This is a genomic window from Alteromonas sp. a30 (genome assembly GCF_026788005.1).
In the GTDB taxonomy this organism is placed as follows: Bacteria; Pseudomonadota; Gammaproteobacteria; order Enterobacterales; family Alteromonadaceae; genus Paraneptunicella.
In genome coordinates this window covers 113,262-133,698 of record NZ_JABEPE010000012.1, presented here as the reverse complement: position 1 = coordinate 133,698, position 20,437 = coordinate 113,262, and the positions used below count along the sequence as shown (strand labels likewise).

Below are 20,437 nucleotides of genomic sequence, written 5' to 3'. Positions count from 1 at the left end.
AGCGGCGATGGTAGTGTGGGGTTTCCCCATGTGAGAGTAGCACACTGCCAGGCTCCCATTCCTAAGAAGCCCTGTTCGTATGAGCAGGGCTTTTTTGTTTGCTAAATTTGATATTTGTTTAATATTTGAGTCTTATTTTCTTAAATTTCTGGATTTTACCTTCATTAAAATGAAATAATAGCCTTTTAATCCAAAGGGAATTTGAATCATGTCAGCTAAATTAATTTTAGAACGGGAGCTTATAGCTCGTACACAAGCTTGGCTAAAGCGAGTAGTAATAGAACTTAACTTTTGCCCATTTGCAAAATATGAAGTCGATAGAAACGCAATTCGGTACGTTGTAAATGATAAACCTGATCTAGGTGAGTGGCTCGAACATCTGATTCTGGAATGTGGGTATCTTGAGTTACATGACGAAGTAGAAACAACGTTAATCTTATATCCAACTTTAGATGACTTTGAGCAATATTTAGATTTCGTCGAGCTAGCTAATTCACTACTAAGTAAACAAAATTACGAAGGGGTGTATCAATTGGCTACATTCCACCCAGAATACTGCTTTGAAGGTGAGTTACCTTCCGACCCATCAAATTATACTAATCGTTCCCCTTATCCAATGTTGCACATTATTCGAGAGTCTTCATTGGAAGAAGCGGTGGAAAGGTTCCCTAATGTAGAAGCAATCCCTAATAGAAACATGGAATTAGCTAGAGAACTAGGTAATGACCATATGAAAGCTCTACTGGCTAGCTGCTTATCTAAATAAATATCAATTTTCAAAAGTTAAAAAGATGGCTGTTAAAAAGGGAGTATTCTCGGTTTTTTGATAACCTACTTCAAGCAGCCATTTTCTATTCGTTTAGATTTTAAAACCGTTTAATTTAGTCCTAACTCTTTCAATTTCCTAGTTATTGTATTTCGCCCCCAGCCTAATCGCTTGGCGGCATCTTGCTTATGTCCATGAGTATATTCCAGAGCCTGTTCGAGCAAAATTCTTTCAAATTCAATTTGGGCTTCATGCAATATATTATTTTTATCTGATGCCAATTGAGTTTTAACCCACTCAGTTAATCGCTCCTGCCATGTTTCATGGCTATTTTCTAAAGCAAGGCTTGAAGGCTGATTCTGTATTTCTGGAGGAAGATCGTCAGGCGTTATCTCTTTTCCACTGGCCATCACCGTTAGCCAGCGACATACGTTCTGCAATTGACGCACGTTTCCAGGCCACGCTAGTTGTGTCATTACTTTTTCCGCTGCCTTTGATAATGTTTTACTTTCTATTTTCATCTCGGTTGCAGCGGCATTTAAAAAGTGATTGGCTAATGCCACAATATCTTCACGTCGCTCATTCAGGGAAGGTATTTGAATTCGAATGACATTAAGACGATGAAATAAATCCTCACGAAAGTTTCCCTCAGCAACCAGCTTTTCTAAATTTTGGTGTGTAGCAGCTATTATTCTTACATCCACAGAGATAAGGTCATGCCCACCGACACGATAGAATTGTCCATCTGCCAACACTCTAAGTAACCGAGTTTGTACATTGAGAGGCATATCACCAATTTCGTCTAAAAATAATGTTCCACCATTGGCTTGCTCGAATCTGCCTTTTCTAATGCCTTGCGCACCGGTAAATGAGCCTTTTTCGTGGCCGAAAAGCTCTGATTCAATTAGTTCAGCAGGAATCGCTGCCATGTTAAGAGGAATAAATGCATTTTGTGAACGTGGGCTATGCCTGTGCAACGCTTGGGCTACGAGTTCCTTGCCTGTTCCTGATTCACCGTTAATTAATACACTGATACTAGAAGATGATAATCGTCCGATTGCCTTAAACACATCCTGCATGGCAGGAGCTTCACCAATAATTTCAGTTTTGAAAGATTCTTCTGAATGAGTATTACGAGTCTTTTGGCTTCGAACATGCGCCAGTGCTTTTTGAACCAGCGCGATAGCTTCATCCATATCAAAAGGCTTTGGCAAATACTCAAAGGCTCCACTTTGATAAGCATTAACTGTACTGTCTAAGTCCGAGTGTGCCGTCATGATAATGACTGGAATATCGGGTTGATATTTATGGACTTCACTAATTAATTGGATTCCGTCCATATGCTTCATTCTAACATCTGAAACAATGATTTCGGGGTATTCTCCGGCATCTAGCTGGCGCAATACGTCTTCAGGGCTTTCAAAACAAAAGCACTCCAATGAAGCAGATTTCAATGCCTTTTGTAAAACCCATCTTATTGAGCTGTCATCATCGACTATCCAAACTGGGGCAACATTCATTTGTTAGATTCCTGATTGTTAATTGGCAGTAATATGCTGAATTCGGTATGTCCGGGCCAGCTTTCGACTTCAACCTTACCTTTATGGTGTTCAACTAAAGATTGGGCTATCGATAACCCCAACCCTGTGCCATCGGTTTTTGTCGAAACCATCGGATAAAAAAGCGTGTCCTTAACTTCCTTTGGAATACCGGGTCCATTATCAATAATCTTAATTTCGATACACAAAGGATGGCGTACTCCCTTAATCATTTGTTGTCTTTGAATACGAGTAATAAACGTAATCTGACCATCCTCTTTAATCGCCTGCAAAGCGTTACGGGCAATATTGAGAATCGCCTGTTGTATCATGTCACTATCAATATAGATTTCTGGAATACTTGGGTCATAATCTCTTTCGACTTTCACGTTTGAATCGGCTTCAAACCCAATTAGCGAACGAATTTGTTCGATGGCTCGGTGTATGTTTTGTAGTTTGAAATTGGGAACAGCATTGGGTCCTAAAAGTTTATCCACCATGTTTCGTAATCGATCCGACTGTTCAATAATTAACGAAGTAAACTCTCGCTGTTCCTCATTATTTAACTCGCGATCTAAAAGTTGTGCTGCACCACGAATTCCCCCAAGAGGGTTTTTAATTTCATGGGCAAGACCTCGCACTAATTCTCTTGCTGCTTGTTGGTGCGCTGAGTTTTGGGTGTCTTGCGATAACTTTCTTTGTTGATCAATTACGATAATTTCTAGCAATAAAAAGCTGAATTGGTTTTGATCAACAACACTCACCATGACATCAACTAAACAATGTTTGCCATAGGTGAAAGATAAAGTCACTTCACCCTCGGTGTAGCTTTCTCTATGCTTTAATGCGTGCAGCATTCTTTCGGAATTCAAAGCATCATTAGCAATAAAGTGCTTAAGCGTATGCCCCACAAGTTGATTCCGACTTAGCTCAAAGACGGCTTCAGCTGCATTATTGACGTAACAGATTTCTAAAGCTTCATTGATTACCAGAACCGATGTCGCTAGAGAATCGAGCAAACTACTATCTGAATTAAATACACTTTTTTTCATGATGGAATTGTAGCGCATTGCACCATTAAAGTGCATTGCGCTGTTTAACCTATGAACTTTGAACTAAATAAAGCCCCTTAGCACCTAGTTACTGGGCAATAACGCTGAGGCTCTATGCATATGTATGGTTTTGGTATGACTTGATGCAATTAGCTTGCCTGTATTGTCTTTTAATAAGATTTGTATTTTATGGCTGCCCCTGGAAATATCTTTTACTTTAAAGTGGGGAGTATTACTGACTTGAATAACCTCGCCATCAAGTATTAATTCATATTTACCACTTTTATTTCCTTGTAAGTAACCGCTAACTTTTAATTCTCCTGAATTATTTCTAATCGTCGCATTATTTTCTGGGGAGTTAATGCTTAAACGATACACTTTAGAGGGGGGAGGCGGTGTAGATGCTGGGCCTTTTGCACTGCTTTGGAACGCAGATTTCTGCGTTGAAGACTCTATTGTTGCTGACAATGGAGAAAGCACTAATTCCGTAGTGTTTTCACCGGGTTTGTCGGTAAAAACAATTTGACCATTAGGCAGCACTTTCTTGTAAACACCAGCTTGTGCTGCACCAGTAAATAAACAAAAAAGTAATATATACGCTCTCATAATATGAGGTTAGCTTGATAGCCAAAATAAGTAAAAGGGATTTAGGTATAAAAAAGCCCGCAAGTTAGCGGGCTTCATAAGTATTTAAACACAATAGGTGTTAGATGCTGTAGTACATATCAAATTCTACAGGGTGAGTCGTTTGATTCAATAACTCAACTTCACCGCGCTTAAGGTCGATGTATGCATCAATCATGTCGTCGTCCATTACGCCACCCGCTTTTAAGAATTCACGGTCAGTATCTAGCGCATCTAAAGCCATCTCTAATGAGCTTGCGACTGTTGGAATTTCTGCTGCCTCTTCAGGAGGAAGATCGTACAAATCTTTGTCCATAGAATCACCAGGGTGAATCTTATTCTTAATGCCGTCTAGGCCAGCCATTAGCATTGCTGTGAAGGCAAGATAAGGGTTGCCTGTTGGGTCAGGGAAACGCACTTCAATACGAGCTGCTTTTGGATTGTTTACATACGGAATTCGAATTGAAGCAGAACGGTTACGAGCAGAATACGCAAGCATAACAGGAGCTTCGAACCCGGGGACTAAACGCTTGTACGAGTTGGTTGATGCATTTGCAAAAGCATTGATTGCACGAGCATGTTTAATAATACCGCCAATGTAGTAAAGCGCTTCTTCTGATAAGCCCGCATATTTATCACCAGTGAAGATGTTAGTACCATCTTTACTAATCGATTGGTGACAATGCATACCTGAGCCATTGTCGCCAACAACTGGCTTAGGCATAAAGGTTGCTGTTTTTCCGTATGCATCAGCGACGTTATGAACAACATACTTATAGATTTGAATTTCATCAGCTTTTGCAACAAGAGAGTTAAACTCACATGCAATTTCATTTTGCCCAGCAGTTGCTACTTCATGGTGATGCGCTTCGATGCGAAGACCCATTTCTTCCATGACCGTACACATGGCTGCACGAATGTCGTGGAATGAATCAACCGGAGGTACTGGGAAGTAACCGCCCTTAACACCCGGACGGTGGCCTAAGTTCCCGCCTTCTAACTCTGAACCTGAATTCCACTTTGCTTCTTCAGAATCTAGTTTATAGAAAGAACCGCCCATATCAGTGTGGAAACGAACATCATCGAATAAAAAGAATTCAGGTTCTGGACCAAAGAACACCGTGTCACCAACACCTGTAGATTTAAGGTATTCTTCTGCTCGACGTGCAACAGAACGAGGGTCACGGTTGTAGCCTTGCATTGTCGTTGGTTCAAGAATATCGCAGCGGATGTTGATTTGTGTTTCTTCTGCGAATGGGTCTAGTACAACTGATGTTGGGTCTGGCATGAGAACCATGTCGGATTCATTAATGCCTTTCCAACCTGAAATTGAAGAACCGTCAAACATTTTGCCTTCTTCAAAGAAGTCTTCATCAACTAAGTTTGCAGGAATAGAAACGTGTTGCTCCTTACCTTTTGTATCTGTAAAACGTAGATCGACAAACTTAGCTTCGCTCTCTTTAATAAATTCTAGAGCCTTTTCAATAGACATATCTTCCTCCAGTCGGATTTGGGTGCTAAACGCATGATGCGTAGTAGAGAATCAGTATAGTATCCTGTGATGGCACTTTCATAGCGATTTTTGTGCCAACAAGATACCCTATAAAAAACTAATAAAAACAATGTGATAGAGTAACTAATATAAACTGCTCACTTTCATTTTGTGTTATTGCGGTGCATCAATGCATTAATATGGTGCAATGTCTCTTTTGTGAACAATTCAACCCGCCAGTTTCAATAATGTTAATTGTACATAAGGTTTAAAAATTAACCTAGATGAAAAGCCCGATCTGATTTTGGGTATGCGGATTAAGATCGACGTTGTGACTCATGATGGAAGTCCCGTATATAATGATTAATGCAATCGTTGTATAAAGAAGCTATCAAATTAGTGTTGCCGGTATTGAAAGGCTATGTCGCTACAACGAGTAGCTACAGGCAAGTGATGTAGAAGAGTGTTTGGGTGTTACCTTATTTAATCTTGTTAGCCCTCACGCCGCATTATGAATGCTTGAAAACCTTTGTTTTTGGGGTCTTGTCATCTTACATTGCGATAAAACGACTTTTTAAGCAAAACAAATATATTCTGCCAAATGCTAAATTAAGAGGTTATTTTCCTTAGGAATAAAGGGCTTAAAAGGAGAGTGCTCCTATTTTTTATATGTCAGTAATATGAAGAAGTTAAAAAAAGCTCAAATCTTCATCGCCAAATCGCCCCGAAAACTGTAAAATCCGCGGCCTGCAAAATCATTGACGTCTGGATGTTCCAGCAAATTGAGAGATGACGCGAATGAGCGCTACCAACGATACTATAGATAAATTACGCAATGTGGCGATCATTGCCCACGTTGACCATGGGAAAACAACCTTGGTTGACAAATTATTGCAACAGTCCGGCACATTAGAGAGCCGCGGCGAAGCCGAAGAGCGAGTAATGGATTCTAACGCCATTGAAAAAGAGCGTGGAATTACCATCCTTGCTAAAAATACCGCTATTCGCTGGAACGATTACCGAATTAACATCGTGGATACTCCGGGACACGCCGACTTCGGTGGTGAAGTTGAGCGTATTATGTCGATGGTGGATTCAGTTCTTTTGTTAGTTGACGCACAAGAAGGCCCAATGCCTCAAACGCGTTTCGTAACACAAAAAGCGTTCGCCCAAGGTTTGAAACCAATCGTCGTAATTAATAAAATCGACAAGCCGGGCGCTCGCCCTGATTGGGTAATGGACCAAGTGTTTGATTTATTCGACAACCTTGGTGCAACCGATGAACAGCTAGATTTCCAAGTGGTTTATGCTTCAGCAATTAATGGTTGGGCATCTTTAGATGGTGTAGAAGCGCCAGATATGAATGCATTATTCCAAACCATCGTGGACCAAGTTGAACCACCTAAAACGGATGTTAACGGTCCGTTCCAAATGCAAATTTCCCAGTTAGATTACAATTCATACTTAGGTGTTATTGGTGTTGGTCGTATCGCGAGAGGTTCTGCGAAACTTAACCAGCAAGTCACCATTGTTAATGCAAAGGGTGAAAAGCGTAACGGCAAAGTAGGTCAAATTTTCGGTTATCTTGGCTTAGACCGCCACGAAGTAACCACAGCTCAAGCTGGCGATATTATCGCTGTATCAGGCTTAGGTGAGCTGAAAATTTCCGATACTATTTGTGATCAAAACACAGTGGAAGCGTTGCCAGCATTGTCTGTTGATGAGCCAACTGTAACCATGACATTCCAAGTAAACACTTCTCCATTTGCTGGCCGTGAAGGTAAATACGTTACATCACGTAATATCTTAGAGCGTTTGGAAAAAGAGTTAGTGCACAATGTTGCGTTACGTGTTGAAGAAACCGATGACCCAGATAAATTCCGTGTTTCTGGTCGTGGTGAATTACACCTTGGTATCTTGATTGAAAACATGCGTCGTGAAGGCTATGAGCTAGCGGTATCACGTCCAGAAGTTATCATCAAAGAAGTTGATGGTGTAATGCAAGAACCGTTCGAAACGTTAACTATCGACTGTGAAGAAGTGCACCAAGGTTCTATTATGGAGCAAATCGGCTTACGTAAAGGTGAGTTAACCGATATGTCCCCAGATGGCAAAGGTCGTGTACGTATGGACTTTGTTATTCCTAGTCGTGGTTTGATTGGTTTCCAAACAGAATTCATGACCTTAACTTCTGGTTCGGGCTTGCTTTACCACACGTTTGACCATTATGGTAGTTTCAAAGGCGGTGATATTGGTCAACGTAAGAACGGTGTATTAATTGCTAACGCAAACGGTAAAGCTCTAACTAATGCCTTGTTTAACTTACAAGAGCGTGGTCGCTTGTTTATTGGGCATGGTGTAGAAGTTTACGAAGGTATGATTATTGGTATTCATAGCCGTGACAACGACTTAACGGTGAATGCGCTTAAAGGTAAGCAGTTAACTAACGTTCGTGCATCGGGTACAGACGAAGCGCAAAGCTTAGTACCGCCAATTACCATGACGCTAGAACAAGCAATGGAATTTATCGATAACGACGAATTGGTTGAAGTCACGCCAGAAAGCATCCGTATGCGTAAGAAGCTTTTAACTGAAAGCGATCGTAAACGTGCTTCACGTCAGAAAGACTAAGCAATAATGATTTTTTAGATTATTATGCTCTTTATTTTAAGGCCGCTTATTTAGCGGTCTTTTAATATTTTTCAAATATGCACTACAATATTTATTATTACCGTCCGACTCTTCCTCTACGTTTATACAAAATATAAATAACCTTTCTTAATCAAAAATCTTACCTAATATTGAGTTTTTCTTCATAAATGTTTCACGATTTCATCCTAGAGTGTCTTCGCTTTAATCTTCTTGTATCGAAAATGTAGTTAAGATCAGACTTTTTACGTGAAAACGCTCACATTTTTCAATATTTGGTTAGGTACTTCATTTTAATAGGCTTTTTATTGCTCATATAGAGTTTTTAATTTTACTTTACGCAAAAATTCGCCTTTTTGTATTTTATTTATTCAAAAAATTGTTAGAGAATCTAATATCTTAAGTTTCTCATAATTGATAAGAGTGAATAATAATATAACCTTTCTATTTCTTTTTATAAGAAGAGCTTAAGAATTTAGAAAAATAAATATGAAACAACTTGTGGAGAATCCAATGAAAAAATCGCTAAGTGCACTGCTAATAACAGCATGCTTCAGCGCTTCTGTAATGGCACAAGTGGAAAATGGAACTTTCGAAACTTGGTCAGGCGGCAACCCAGCAGCTTGGACAACAATTGACTCAGGAATAGATGTCAGCCAAAGCACAAGCATTACTTACGAGGGCAGCTCAGCTGCTTCAGTTCGTGTAACCACCGGTTCACAAAGCTCAACCGACTTCAGACAAACCGTTGATGTTGTCTCTGGTCAAACTTACAACTTCAGTGTGCGTGTTTACCACACCGAAGGCAGTGTTCGAGCACGTATGTATGTTGATGGTTATCATAACTACTCAAGCAATGGCCTTACCAACCAATGGCAAGAATTAAGCTATTCTTACACGGCAAGTTCAACAACAAGCATTGAAGTTGGCTTGCGCTTCTATGATCAATCCGGTTTTGATGGCTCAGAAATTGTTTATATCGACAATTTTGGTCCAACAACTTCTTCAGGTGGTGGCTCAGGCGGCGGTGACACTGGTGGCGGTACAGGAAGTTGTGCTGCAACAGCAGCAAGCCTAAGCCTAACAACGGACCAATACGGCAGTGAAACCAGTTGGGAACTGAAAAACAGTTCAAACTCAACGATTGCTACAGGCAGTGGTTATGGTGGCAACACAGCTTATTCAGAAGATTTCTGTTTAGATGATGGCACTTACTCTTTTACTATCTACGATAGTTTTGGTGATGGTATCTGCTGCAGCTTCGGTAACGGTTCGTATAGCATTGCTAGCGGTGGTTTAACGCTAATTTCTGGCGCGTCATTCACCTCATCAGAAACCAAAACGTTTGTTATTGGTTCTAGCGGTGGAGGTTCTGGTGGCGGCACTGGCGGTGGTACCGGCGACTTAGGTCAGTATTACAGTAGTGCTGAAGGCTTGTCTGGTTACACGTTGAAAACGGAACTGCATAATATTATCAAAGGTCACACCAGCCGTGGATACGGCGCTATTTGGGGATTCTATTCTGATAATGCCATTGATCGTTACTATGAGAACGACGGCTCAATTTTAGACATTTATTCCGAAAATCCGAATGGTGGCGACCCTTACACCTTTATCAAGGTATCAGATCAGTGTGGTACTTATAGTGGTGAAGGCGGTTGTTACAACCGTGAACACTCATTCCCAAGAAGCTGGTTTGGTGGTTCTAGAGAACCAATGAATTCAGATATTCACCATATTTTTGCTTCCGATGGCTATGTAAATGGTCAACGTAGTAGTTTCCCATATGGTGAAGTTGGCGCGGCATCGTTTACGTCAAACAATGGCTCTAAAAAAGGTTCTGCCGCCTCTGGTTTAGGATACAGCGGCACCGTATTTGAGCCTATTGATGAGTTCAAAGGTGATATTGCTCGAGCCTATTTCTACATGGCAACTCGTTACCAAGATGTGATTTCAGGTTGGCAAGGTAACTCAAGCTCTTCTGACGCTGTATTGAATGGTACAAGTACACAAGTATTTGAAACATGGCAATTAAACATGCTTAAGCAATGGCATGCGCAAGATCCTGTCAGTCAGCTGGAAATCGATCGTAACAATGCGGCACAAACCTATCAGGGCAACCGTAATCCGTTTGTCGATCATCCAGAATTTGTTTCTCTCATTTGGGGCAATTAATTCTTGACTGAATAACAGTTATTATATGGTTTAAATTTAAAGGCGCTTCGGCGCCTTTTTTATGGAAAACCTTTGGTGTAGATGAAGGTCTAATACTGTTATTGATTACTAATAGTATTGTCGTCTTGTTTAAATGTTAATTTTTGGTTAACGTTAATACTTCTAAGCGGGGTATTTAGTGATGTTTCATCGGTATACAACGGTCTTTTTTCTTCTTTCTATATTTGCTATTTCTGGATGTCAGTCAACCCAAGTCTCCAGTATTAAAGAGCAATCCCTGTTTCATGATAGTGCCTTCCCCAGTGCTAATGAATATGCGATTGAATCGCCCCATGAGATATTTGCTTTGAACAGCGAAGCTAAAACCTTTGTTGCTAAGAAGCTGATGCATATTGAGGATCCAATCGATAGAATGAAAACCTTGATGGTCAGTATTTTCGACCGTTCTGATTTTAATTTACTCTACGATAATCAAGCTAATACCGTAGCGGCAGAAACTTTTAATAAACGTGCCGCTAATTGTCTCTCCATGTCAATAATGACTTATTCCTTAGCAAAACATGCAGGAGTCGAAGTGGCATTTCAGGAAGTGGATGTGCCTGAATACTGGACTCGCAGAGAGGGTTTCAGTTTATTAAATGGTCATATCAACTTGTTAATGAGCCCAGAAGAGGATACTGGCAGACGGTTCTATATTAAACCAAAAGGAATGGTGGTTGATTTTTACCCATTTGTTGCCAAAAAACGTTTTCCGCAACATGAAGTAGGTAAGCAGCGCGTTATTTCAATGTTTTACAATAATAAAGGTGCGGACGCGCTTATCTCTCAAGATTTTGATAAAGCCTATCGTTACCTGCGCAGTGCTATCAATCATGATCCAGAATTTGAGTCGGCGTGGGTTAACCTTGGTTTGCTGTATCGAATGTCGGGTCATACTGATTGGGCGGAGTTAGCATACAACAAAGTTTTTTCCCTGAATGATGACAATCTCACTGCGTGGGAGAATTTGGCAATCTTATACCAATCGACGGGCGAACAAGAAAAAGCAGAAGCCATTCGTGAGAAGGTAGAAACAAAGCGCAATAACAACCCTTACTATCAATTTATTAGAGGTGAAGAAGCGTTAGATGCTGAAGATTTCGAGCAAGCATTGGTGTATTTCAGAAAGGCCATTCGAATAAATGATAAAAAACACCAGTTCTATTTCGGATTAGCGAAAAGCTATGCGGGACTCGGTGATTACACTAACAGCCGTTATTACCTACGAAAAGCGCGACGTTTTGCTGATTATCAAGACGAGAAACAACGCTACCAATCCAAGCTGGACTTACTGGCTTCTTTGTAGAATTAAACAATCTAAGTGCTAACTTCCCACAGTAATAGGATTATCCCCTGATCCGCTGACTTGCTTACTATTCATCAACAGAGTTGGCTTTTTCCTAGGCTCTGTATTGCGTAAGCGAGTCATGCACCAGCAACCAACAAAAATGTTCTTTATTGCACTATTTTGGTGCTTTGGAGAGCGTCACTTTCCCCCGACATTAATTTAACTTGTTGTAATTATTAATAAATATTAAGTGGCACAAGACTTGATATTGATTTTGGCATACAACAAATTACACAACTCACTTTTGGGAGCGTCACTATGAAATTAGTTACTGCCATTATTAAGCCATTCAAGCTTGATGATGTGCGTGAAGCCATCTCAGACATAGGTATAGACGGTTTGACCGTAACAGAAGTTAAAGGATTCGGTCGTCAAAAAGGTCATACAGAACTTTATCGTGGTGCAGAATATCAAGTTGATTTCCTTCCCAAGATTAAGTTGGAAATAGCCATTCAGGATGATCACGTTGACCGTTTGGTTGAATCTATTTGTGATGCCGCTAAAACGGGGAAAATTGGCGATGGAAAAGTCTTTGTCTATGACCTAGAGCACGCAGTTCGGATCCGCACAGGCGAAACCGACGGCGAAGCTATTTAGCAGTAAGGGGAGAGAAAAGTGGAACAAACATTTCATTTACAATATGCCATAGACACATTTTATTTCTTAGTGTGCGGCGCGTTGGTTATGTGGATGGCAGCAGGCTTTGCCATGCTTGAAGCTGGATTAGTAAGAGCCAAAAATACAACTGAAATTCTGACCAAAAACGTCGCGCTTTTTGCGATTTCATGCACCATGTACCTGATCTGCGGTTATATGATCATGTACGACGGCAGCTTATTCCTAACAGGCATAGAAACTGTGGATGTTGCTTCGACACTAGGTGATTTCTCGTCGAGAGAAGACGGCTTTGAAGGTGGTGCAATTTATTCTTCTGCTTCGGACTTTTTCTTCCAAGTTGTTTTCGTGGCAACGGCGATGTCCATCGTATCTGGTGCAGTTGCTGAGCGTATGAAGCTGTGGACCTTCCTTGTTTTTGCCGTGGTCATGACAGGTTTAATCTATCCATTAGAAGGTAGCTGGACTTGGGGTGGTCAATCGGTATTTGGCATGTATACATTAGGCGACCTAGGTTTCTCCGACTTTGCCGGTTCCGGTATTGTTCACATGGCTGGCGCAGCGGCAGCATTAGCTGGCGTAATCTTACTCGGCCCACGTAAGGGCAAATATACTAAAGATGGAAAAGTAAACGCCATTCCCGGTGCAAACTTACCACTAGCCACATTAGGAACATTCATTTTATGGATGGGTTGGTTTGGTTTTAATGGTGGTTCTGTATTGAAGTTAGGTGATATTGCTAATGCAAACTCAGTTGCAATGGTGTTCTTAAATACCAACGCAGCCGCAGCAGGTGGTGCAATTGCAGCACTGGTTTTGGCAAAAATCCTATTTAAGAAAGCCGACTTAACGATGGCATTAAATGGTGCACTAGCTGGCCTAGTTGCGATAACGGCTGAGCCTTCTACGCCAAGTGCGTTAGCGGCGACTATCATTGGCGCTGTAGGTGGCTTAATTGTCGTGTTCTCAATCATTACGTTGGATAAATTAAAGATTGATGATCCAGTGGGCGCCATTTCGGTACACGGCGTTGTTGGACTATTTGGATTGCTAGTTGTACCTGTTACCAACAGCGGGTCTACATTCTCTGGTCAAATCATTGGTGCACTAACTATCTTCGTATGGGTATTTGCAGCCAGTTTTGTGACTTGGTTGATTCTAAAAGTTGTTATGGGATTACGTGTAAGTGAAGACGAAGAATACAGTGGCTTAGATATTGTTGACTGTGGTCTTGAAGCGTACCCAGACTTCTCGGTAAGAAAATAATAATAAAAATGGTTCCGGTCAGGGTTTTGTTGTCACGTTGGCAAAACCCCAAACATAATAAGTAGAAGCTTAGTTAATTGCTTAATCCTGTGTAGGCTGTTTACTAAAAAGCTCGTTCCTCCAATCTTTTTTTCAAGGCAACGCCCGGTTTTACCGGGCTTTTTTCTTTTCGTCGTAATGGTATGTGTTCCGTCGAATCTGATAAAAACACAGACTCAAATAGAGTGTTGTAGTGCTATGATATTAAGCAAACAACGCGTATTTGGAGAAGTAAATGACCAGATTTTTCAGTTTTATATGTGTGCTGTTATGTGTCACTAGCAGCGCCCACGCTTACGATAGGATTACCGGGAAAGCTTTTGCCAGTCGCTCAGAAGTGATCGCTCAACATGGGATGGCAGCAACTAGCCAGCCATTAGCGACGCAAGTAGCCTTAGATATTCTTAAAAAAGGTGGAAATGCTATTGATGCGGCAATTGCAGCCAATGCCGTATTGGGTTTGGTTGAACCCACTGGCAATGGAATAGGTGGCGATTTATTTGCCATAGTGTGGGACAGTAAAAGTAAGAAGCTCCATGGACTAAACGGCTCAGGACGCTCGCCTAAATCGTTAAAAGCAGAGTATTTTGAAAAACTTGGGCTCAACAAAATACCATCTTACGGACCGCTACCCGTTTCTGTACCCGGAGCCGTCGACGGCTGGTTCGAACTACATGCGAAGTTTGGCAAGTTACCAATGTCAGATATTTTAGCGCCAGCAATTAAATATGCGCGTGATGGATTTCCTGTGAGTGAATTAATTGCTTATTACATGAACCGTTCTGTCTCTCGTTTAGGTGAATACCCCGGTTTTAAAGAAACCTATATGCCAAACGGCAGAACGCCACGAAAAGGCGAAATTTTTAAAAATCCCGGTTTAGCGGCAACCTATGAAAAGATTGCCTCTGGTGGGCGTGATGCGTTTTACAAAGGGGATATTGCCCGAATTATTGCGTCATATATGAAAGAGCAAGGTGGCTTTTTATCGTATGAAGACTTGGCTTCGCATCAGTCTGAATGGGTAGAGCCCGTTTCCAGTAATTATCGTGGTTACGATGTATGGGAATTACCCCCAAATGGTCAAGGGATTGCGGCATTACAAATCTTGAATGTTATGGAACAGTTTGATGTTGAAGGAATGGGTTTTGGTAGTGAACAGTATATCCATACCTTTGTTGAAGCCAAAAAACTGGCTTTCGAAGATAGAGCGAAATATTACACCGATCCCGATTTCAATAAAACGCCAGTGGATTGGTTGATTTCTAAGAAATATGCTGAGCAGCGCAAGCAGCTAATTAAGCCAGATCAAGCGGCAAAGCGTTACGATGCCGGCCCCTATGAAGGTGACACCATCTATCTTACCACGGCTGATAAAGACGGTAATATGGTGTCGCTGATTCAAAGTAATTATCGAGGAATGGGCTCAGGTATGACACCTCATGGGCTGGGTTTTATTTTGCAAAATCGTGGCGAGTTATTTGCGTTACAAAAAGACCACTTCAATGCTTATGCTCCCGGTAAGCGTCCATTTCACACGATCATTCCTGCATTTGTAACCAAAAACGGACAACCGTGGTTAAGTTTTGGGGTGATGGGCGGCGGTGCCCAACCACAGATGCACGCACAAATCATCATGAACATGATTGATTTTGGTATGAATCTGCAAGAGGCGGGTGACGCACCACGCATACTTCATAGTGGCTCCAGTCAGCCAACCGGTGAGGTGATGAGTGATGGTGGTTATATTAGCTTAGAGAAAGGTTTTGATTACGAAGTTGAGCGTGCGTTAATCCAAAAAGGGCATGTATTAAGAGATGTTTCGGGGTGGTTTGGTGGTTATCAAGCTATTATGCGAGATCCCCAGACTGGTGTATATTACGGTGCATCAGAAAGCCGTAAAGACGGTCAAGCAGCAGGGTACTAAACAGTACCCTGTATGGTACTAACTCCCTGAGAAGTGACATTTTTTCATGGCCCAAGCTCAAAAAGGCATCTGCGCAGAGCCTAACTTACACGCGCTATTTCTTATGTTTAATGTGCTCGAAGACCATGATGCACCAATGCGTAAAAAGCTGGTGGAAGCATTAAACATATTTCAGCATTACGATAATGAACATTACGAAGCAATGGTTTCTGGTGTTATTGCCGTTGGCAGCAATTATTGGTTGGAGTTGTACCCTGGTTTATTACCGCAAGAAATAGCGCCTTTTCCCGACATGCATTACGATGACCGCCATGCTCCTGTTGTCCCTTACGATTTGTTTATTCAAATTCGAGCAGATAGAGCCGATATTTGCCACGCTATTGGCGTGGATGTATACGAATTACTTCGTCCGCACGTTGATTTGGTTGAACAGGTGAAAGGCTTCCGCTATTTAGATGGGCGAGACCTTACCGGTTTCGTTGATGGCACAGAAAATCCAAGAGGAATGCATAAATTTGATGTTGCCATTGTGGGCGATGACGATCCTGACTTCGTCGGAGGCAGTTATATCCATGTTCAGCGCTATCGACACAATCTGGAAAAATGGGACAAATTAACGGTTGCACAGCAGGAACAAATCTTTGGTAGAACAAAGGAAGACGATGTTGAATTTAAATCCAATGAGAAAGCGCCATTTGCACACACTAAACGCACCTCCTTGAAGGATGATGAAGGAAATAGTTTAGAAATTCTGCGTCAAAGCATGCCTTATGGGGATATGAAAGAGCAGGGATTGTACTTTGTCTCCTGTTGCAAAAGCCCCATGCCTTTTACCAAAATGTTGCGAAGCATGATGATGGGTGATGGACATGGACACCATGATCATTTACTCGACTACACAACGGCGGAAACTGGTGCCGCCTTTTTTGCTCCCTCAATCGATTTTATCAAACGCAATGGAAAGCAGTAACAGAGCGCTTTAGAATACGCGGCTATTTTCTTGAAACGCCTTGGACTGATAACTAAGAAGGAACGCTCATGTTTTGGTTGGATAACGCTAGAATTATCGCAATCTATGCTGTACTCATTCTGCATGTTGCGGCAGGCCCATTAACAAGTAATGATTTTGGTTCCTTCGCTTGGTGGGTCAGTAATGTCATGGACTCTATGGTACGTTGGTGCGTTCCTGTGTTTGTTATGATTAGTGGGGCACTATTGCTCGACCCTAACAAGCAAGAAAGTTTATCGAGTTTTTATTTTAAACGACTTTCTAAGATACTCATTCCAATCGTATTTTGGTCTATTCTCTATTTGGGCTGGGCCATATTTAATGGTGAAAGCCTTTCAGTTTTAGGAATGCTCAAGCGTATTGTGTCCGGTAAACCTCATTATCATATGTGGTTCCTGTACATGATTGTGATCTTATATTTGTTCACGCCTTTCTTTCGTAAAGTTGTTGCGCAAAGTTCTCAATCAGAATTAGGAGTATTGACTGCTGCACTGTTCGTTTTATCCGCGTTAAATTTTGCCGCCGACGTGTTTGTGGATGGGAGTAGCCGGTGGTTTTTCAATTGGTTTTTACAATACATCCCTTATTTTTTCCTTGGCTATTACATTCGAAATGATAAACGAAAACCCGCTCAAGGCTTACTCTGGCTGGTTTTTTTAGGGACAGGTGTTTTCACCTGTGTCGGTTGCTATCTGCTTGCATTAGAAACAAAAGAAGCATTTGGATACTATTTTTATGGATATGTCAGTATTAGCGTTATACCCATGTCGATTAGCTTAATGTACTTACTTAAGTCATGGGATAAGCCAATGATAAATGCTGGATTTTGCCGAAAATTATCGTTGTTAACCTTGGGGATTTATTTGATTCACCCCATTTTTTTGGAAACGCTACAAAGCAGCGCATTTCACTTAAGTGATGCCCATCCATTGATTTCCATTCCGGTTCTTTCAGTCGTTGTGGCGCTGGTTTCAACGTTGGTTGTTTACTTAATTAGTCACATTCCGCTTCTGAAGCGCGTAATTTAACTTTGGAAGATAGAAAAGAAAGCTCACTGCTAAGTGTTGCAGTGAGCATTTGAGTTAGTGCGAGGGAATAGAAAACCCGGGTGTGCTTATATCGACTTCAATCACTTTGCCATATTTCTTCACCACATCACGGATTTCATCCGCTTTACCAATCACCAACATTTGTAAATGATCTTTGGGGAAGTATTGGGCGACAAGTTTTGCGGCTTTCTCTACCGTTAGCGAATCGACATTAGCTTGAAATTGATTGATGTAACTCTCATCGAAACCATAGATATGCATACTGCGTAGCAAACGAGCAAGTTGGCTGGATGTTTCGTAATTCGGTGGGAATTGACCTTTTACATAGGCTTTAGCTGAGTCGAGTGTAGCCTTATCGATACCCTTTTCCCAAAGTCTGGCGTATGTTTGTAGCGCTAAATCGAGCGCTTTTTCCGTGGATTCGACTTTGGTAAACGAGGAAAGATAAAACAAGCCCGTATGTTTATAGTAGGAAAACTGGCTTCGAGCGCCATAAGTGAGACCAGAATTCACCCGCAATTCACTGTTTAACCAAGAGGTAAAGCGGCCGCCTAAAATCGTGTTGAGTACCTGTAAAGAAACATAATCGGGATTCTTACGTGGAATACCTACCCCGCCAATCACAAAAGTGCTCTGGCGCGAATCCGACTTATTCACAAGTAGCACTTTAGCCTCAGAAGGTGCTTTGGGGACATTAGCTAACTCCTCATCAATATTAGAAGTCTCAAAGTCGTCATTTTGCCATTGACCAAATTGCGCATTTAGCTTTTTCAACATAGCGTCAGAAGAAAAGTCCCCTACTGCGATGATTGCAGTGTTTTGTGGAGCATAGTGTTTCCGGTAAAAGCGTGCCACATGTTCCAGTGTCATAGATTCGATACTGTTTTGTGTGCCATCAATAATATTTTGATACGGATGACCGTGCATGACTAACTGCTTAAAGTAGTGAGTCGACACATTACGAGGGCTTTCTTTTAGTTGCTTGAGAGAGTCGATATGACGTTGTTTGAAACCGTTAAACTCGTCTTCATCAAAGCGGGGATGTTGTAACATACTCGCGAGAATGGGCAGTATTTGTTGATCATCTTTAGCTAAAAAGGAGGCACTTATTACGCTGTATTCCATTGACGCTTGAGCGTCCACATCCGCTCCAACCGATTCAAAGGTTTCTTCTAACTGCTCGCGTGTTAACGATTTTGTTCCTAACAACAAACTTTGCGCGGTAGCTTGCGCCTCACCTGCCAACTTAGAGTCTGACACTGCGCCACTGCTGACCACAATGTTAATGTCGAGCATGGGGACTTCGTGTTGTTCCATCAAATAGACTTTAATACCATTATTCAACGTCACGGTGTCGTAGTCTGGTAAAGTAAAGCGGCTTTGAGCGAATATCATGTGGCTCCAAGCCAGCATGATAAGGGTGAATACCGTAGAAGAAAGTGACCAGTTAAAGCGCGATTTCATCTTTGTCCTCCTGAGAATCTAAAACGCCAACGGTGCGATTCTTTTTGGTTAAATAGGTTTGAGCAACGCGTTGAATATCTTCCGTTGTGACCTTGGCATAAGCTTCTGGGGCAGTGAATAAGGCTTTGTAATCGCCATAAAACACTTCAAATGAGCCTAGTAAATTGGCGCGGTCACTGATGGTGGCAATTTGGCGATAGAAGTCGACTTCTTTTTGATTCTTAACGCGTTGTAGTTCAGCTTCAGTAACCCCTTCTTTTTGGATGCGATAAATCTCTTTCAATAACGATTTCTCAAGTGTTGCCGCATCGGTTGATTGGCTCGCCACGGCGTATACATAAAATAGGTTTGGATCGAAGCTATTGGGCAAATAAGAGAACAAGCTGTTAGCCACTTTTTGTTCGAAAATAAGTGCGTCTTTTAGACGAGAACGATTGCCTGAGGTAAGAATGTCCGATAGCAAATCAAGTGCATAACGGTCTTCATGGGTATTGGCTGGAATATGGTAGCCCATTAAAATGTTGGGTGAAGTGGCAGAATCTTTCTGTACATAAACGCGACGTTCACCTTTTTGTTCTGGTTCCACAGTATGGATTTCTTTGGGAGCAGGTTGTTTGGGGATTGGCTCAAAGTATTGCTTGGCGAGTGCTTTTACTTTGCTTGTTTTGACTGCCCCAATCACAACTGCCACTGCATTATTAGGCGCATAGTAGGTTTTGTGGAAGGACTTTAAATCTTCTAAAGACCAGTTGGCGATATCGGATGCATGACCAATAACAGGCCAGCTATAAGGATGCGCTCTGAAAGCTGCATTTTTTACTTCTTCTGCGATGGTGCGAAAGTTAGAGTTTTCTAAACCGGTAATGCGCTCCGACGTCACTACTCCTCGTTCGCTTTCAACGGTGTTTGAGGCAATGTCTAAGTGAGCAATACGGTCAGCCTCTAAATCGAACATCACTTCTAGTTTATCCGCAGGAAACCACTCCATATAAGCGGTAATGTTTTCCGAGGTGTAAGCGTTGTTGGAGCCTCCATTGGCTTCCATCACTTTATCGAACATTTTGGGGCCGTATTTTTTAGCGCCATTAAACATCATGTGTTCAAAAAAATGAGCGATCCCTGTCGTGCCGGGGGCTTCGTTACGCGACCCTACTTTCCAGAAAATATATAGCGTTGCATTGGGGATAGAATCATCTTCCATCACCAAAAATTTCATGTCATTTTTAAGTGTAAAAGTGTTGACGTCCTTTTCCGATATGGCTAGCGCACAGGGTATATACATACTCGCTAACAGCCATAATAAACAGGATCTCAAAGAGGTTAATCGCATGTTTGTTACCTGCTGAATGTGTGAAGAATTGAATGCTTAGCACCCGAATTTTGAGCCT

At 41.6% G+C, this 20,437-nt stretch carries 15 protein-coding genes; 9 read left to right on the top strand and 6 right to left on the bottom strand.

Annotated features, from left to right (window positions below; all coding sequences use genetic code 11):
* Positions 1–208: 208 nt before the first annotated feature.
* Positions 209–766, top strand: coding sequence for a DUF1415 domain-containing protein (locus HJG39_RS12995; RefSeq protein ID WP_268409674.1), 558 nt, complete (start codon positions 209–211; stop codon positions 764–766).
* Between the two features lie 110 nt (positions 767–876).
* Here HJG39_RS12995 and glnG read toward each other — a convergent pair whose 3' ends face one another.
* From glnG to glnA, 4 genes are all read right to left on the bottom strand, one after another.
* Entirely contained in the window at positions 877–2,286 is a 1,410-nt protein-coding gene (gene glnG / locus HJG39_RS12990; RefSeq protein WP_268409673.1) for a nitrogen regulation protein NR(I), read from the bottom strand.
* On the bottom strand, positions 2,283–3,356 hold the full coding sequence (gene glnL / locus HJG39_RS12985; protein WP_268409681.1) for a nitrogen regulation protein NR(II): 1,074 nt from the start codon (positions 3,354–3,356) through the stop codon (positions 2,283–2,285). Before glnL ends, glnG begins: the two co-directional genes overlap by 4 nt.
* 84 nt (positions 3,357–3,440) lie before the next feature.
* Positions 3,441–3,962 (bottom strand): DUF4124 domain-containing protein, encoded by a 522-nt coding sequence (locus tag HJG39_RS12980; RefSeq protein ID WP_268409671.1) that lies wholly within the window; start codon positions 3,960–3,962, stop codon positions 3,441–3,443.
* A gap of 100 nt (positions 3,963–4,062) precedes the next feature.
* Positions 4,063–5,472 (bottom strand): glutamate--ammonia ligase, encoded by a 1,410-nt coding sequence (gene glnA, locus HJG39_RS12975; protein ID WP_268409669.1) that lies wholly within the window; start codon positions 5,470–5,472, stop codon positions 4,063–4,065.
* 798 nt (positions 5,473–6,270) lie between these two features.
* Here glnA and typA point away from each other — a divergent pair.
* From typA to HJG39_RS12935, 8 genes are all read left to right on the top strand, one after another.
* On the top strand, positions 6,271–8,103 hold the full coding sequence (typA, locus tag HJG39_RS12970; RefSeq protein ID WP_268409667.1) for a translational GTPase TypA: 1,833 nt from the start codon (positions 6,271–6,273) through the stop codon (positions 8,101–8,103).
* A 531-nt stretch (positions 8,104–8,634) separates the two neighbouring features.
* A complete protein-coding gene (locus HJG39_RS12965) occupies positions 8,635–10,296 on the top strand; it encodes an endonuclease (protein ID WP_268409665.1) in 1,662 nt (553 codons plus the stop codon).
* Positions 10,297–10,477: 181 nt separating this feature from the next.
* A complete protein-coding gene (locus tag HJG39_RS12960; protein WP_268409662.1) occupies positions 10,478–11,641 on the top strand; it encodes a tetratricopeptide repeat protein in 1,164 nt (387 codons plus the stop codon).
* Between the two features lie 300 nt (positions 11,642–11,941).
* Positions 11,942–12,280 (top strand): P-II family nitrogen regulator, encoded by a 339-nt coding sequence (gene glnK, locus HJG39_RS12955; protein WP_268409660.1) that lies wholly within the window; start codon positions 11,942–11,944, stop codon positions 12,278–12,280.
* An 18-nt stretch (positions 12,281–12,298) separates the two neighbouring features.
* Positions 12,299–13,564 (top strand): ammonium transporter, encoded by a 1,266-nt coding sequence (locus HJG39_RS12950; protein ID WP_268409659.1) that lies wholly within the window; start codon positions 12,299–12,301, stop codon positions 13,562–13,564.
* 274 nt (positions 13,565–13,838) lie between these two features.
* The gene (ggt, locus tag HJG39_RS12945) at positions 13,839–15,527 is read left to right on the top strand and encodes a gamma-glutamyltransferase (RefSeq protein ID WP_268409658.1); all 1,689 of its coding nucleotides are present in this window, start codon (positions 13,839–13,841) and stop codon (positions 15,525–15,527) included.
* 46 nt (positions 15,528–15,573) lie between these two features.
* Positions 15,574–16,497 (top strand): Dyp-type peroxidase, encoded by a 924-nt coding sequence (locus tag HJG39_RS12940; RefSeq protein WP_268409657.1) that lies wholly within the window; start codon positions 15,574–15,576, stop codon positions 16,495–16,497.
* 68 nt (positions 16,498–16,565) lie between these two features.
* Positions 16,566–17,564 (top strand): acyltransferase, encoded by a 999-nt coding sequence (locus HJG39_RS12935; protein ID WP_268409656.1) that lies wholly within the window; start codon positions 16,566–16,568, stop codon positions 17,562–17,564.
* Between the two features lie 54 nt (positions 17,565–17,618).
* Here the strand turns inward: HJG39_RS12935 and HJG39_RS12930 are convergent, their stop codons facing one another.
* The gene (locus tag HJG39_RS12930; protein WP_268409655.1) at positions 17,619–19,049 is read right to left on the bottom strand and encodes a M16 family metallopeptidase; all 1,431 of its coding nucleotides are present in this window, start codon (positions 19,047–19,049) and stop codon (positions 17,619–17,621) included.
* Positions 19,033–20,379, bottom strand: coding sequence for a M16 family metallopeptidase (locus HJG39_RS12925; RefSeq protein ID WP_442781025.1), 1,347 nt, complete (start codon positions 20,377–20,379; stop codon positions 19,033–19,035). The genes HJG39_RS12930 and HJG39_RS12925 overlap by 17 nt, the downstream gene beginning before the upstream one ends.
* Positions 20,380–20,437 lie beyond the last annotated feature (58 nt).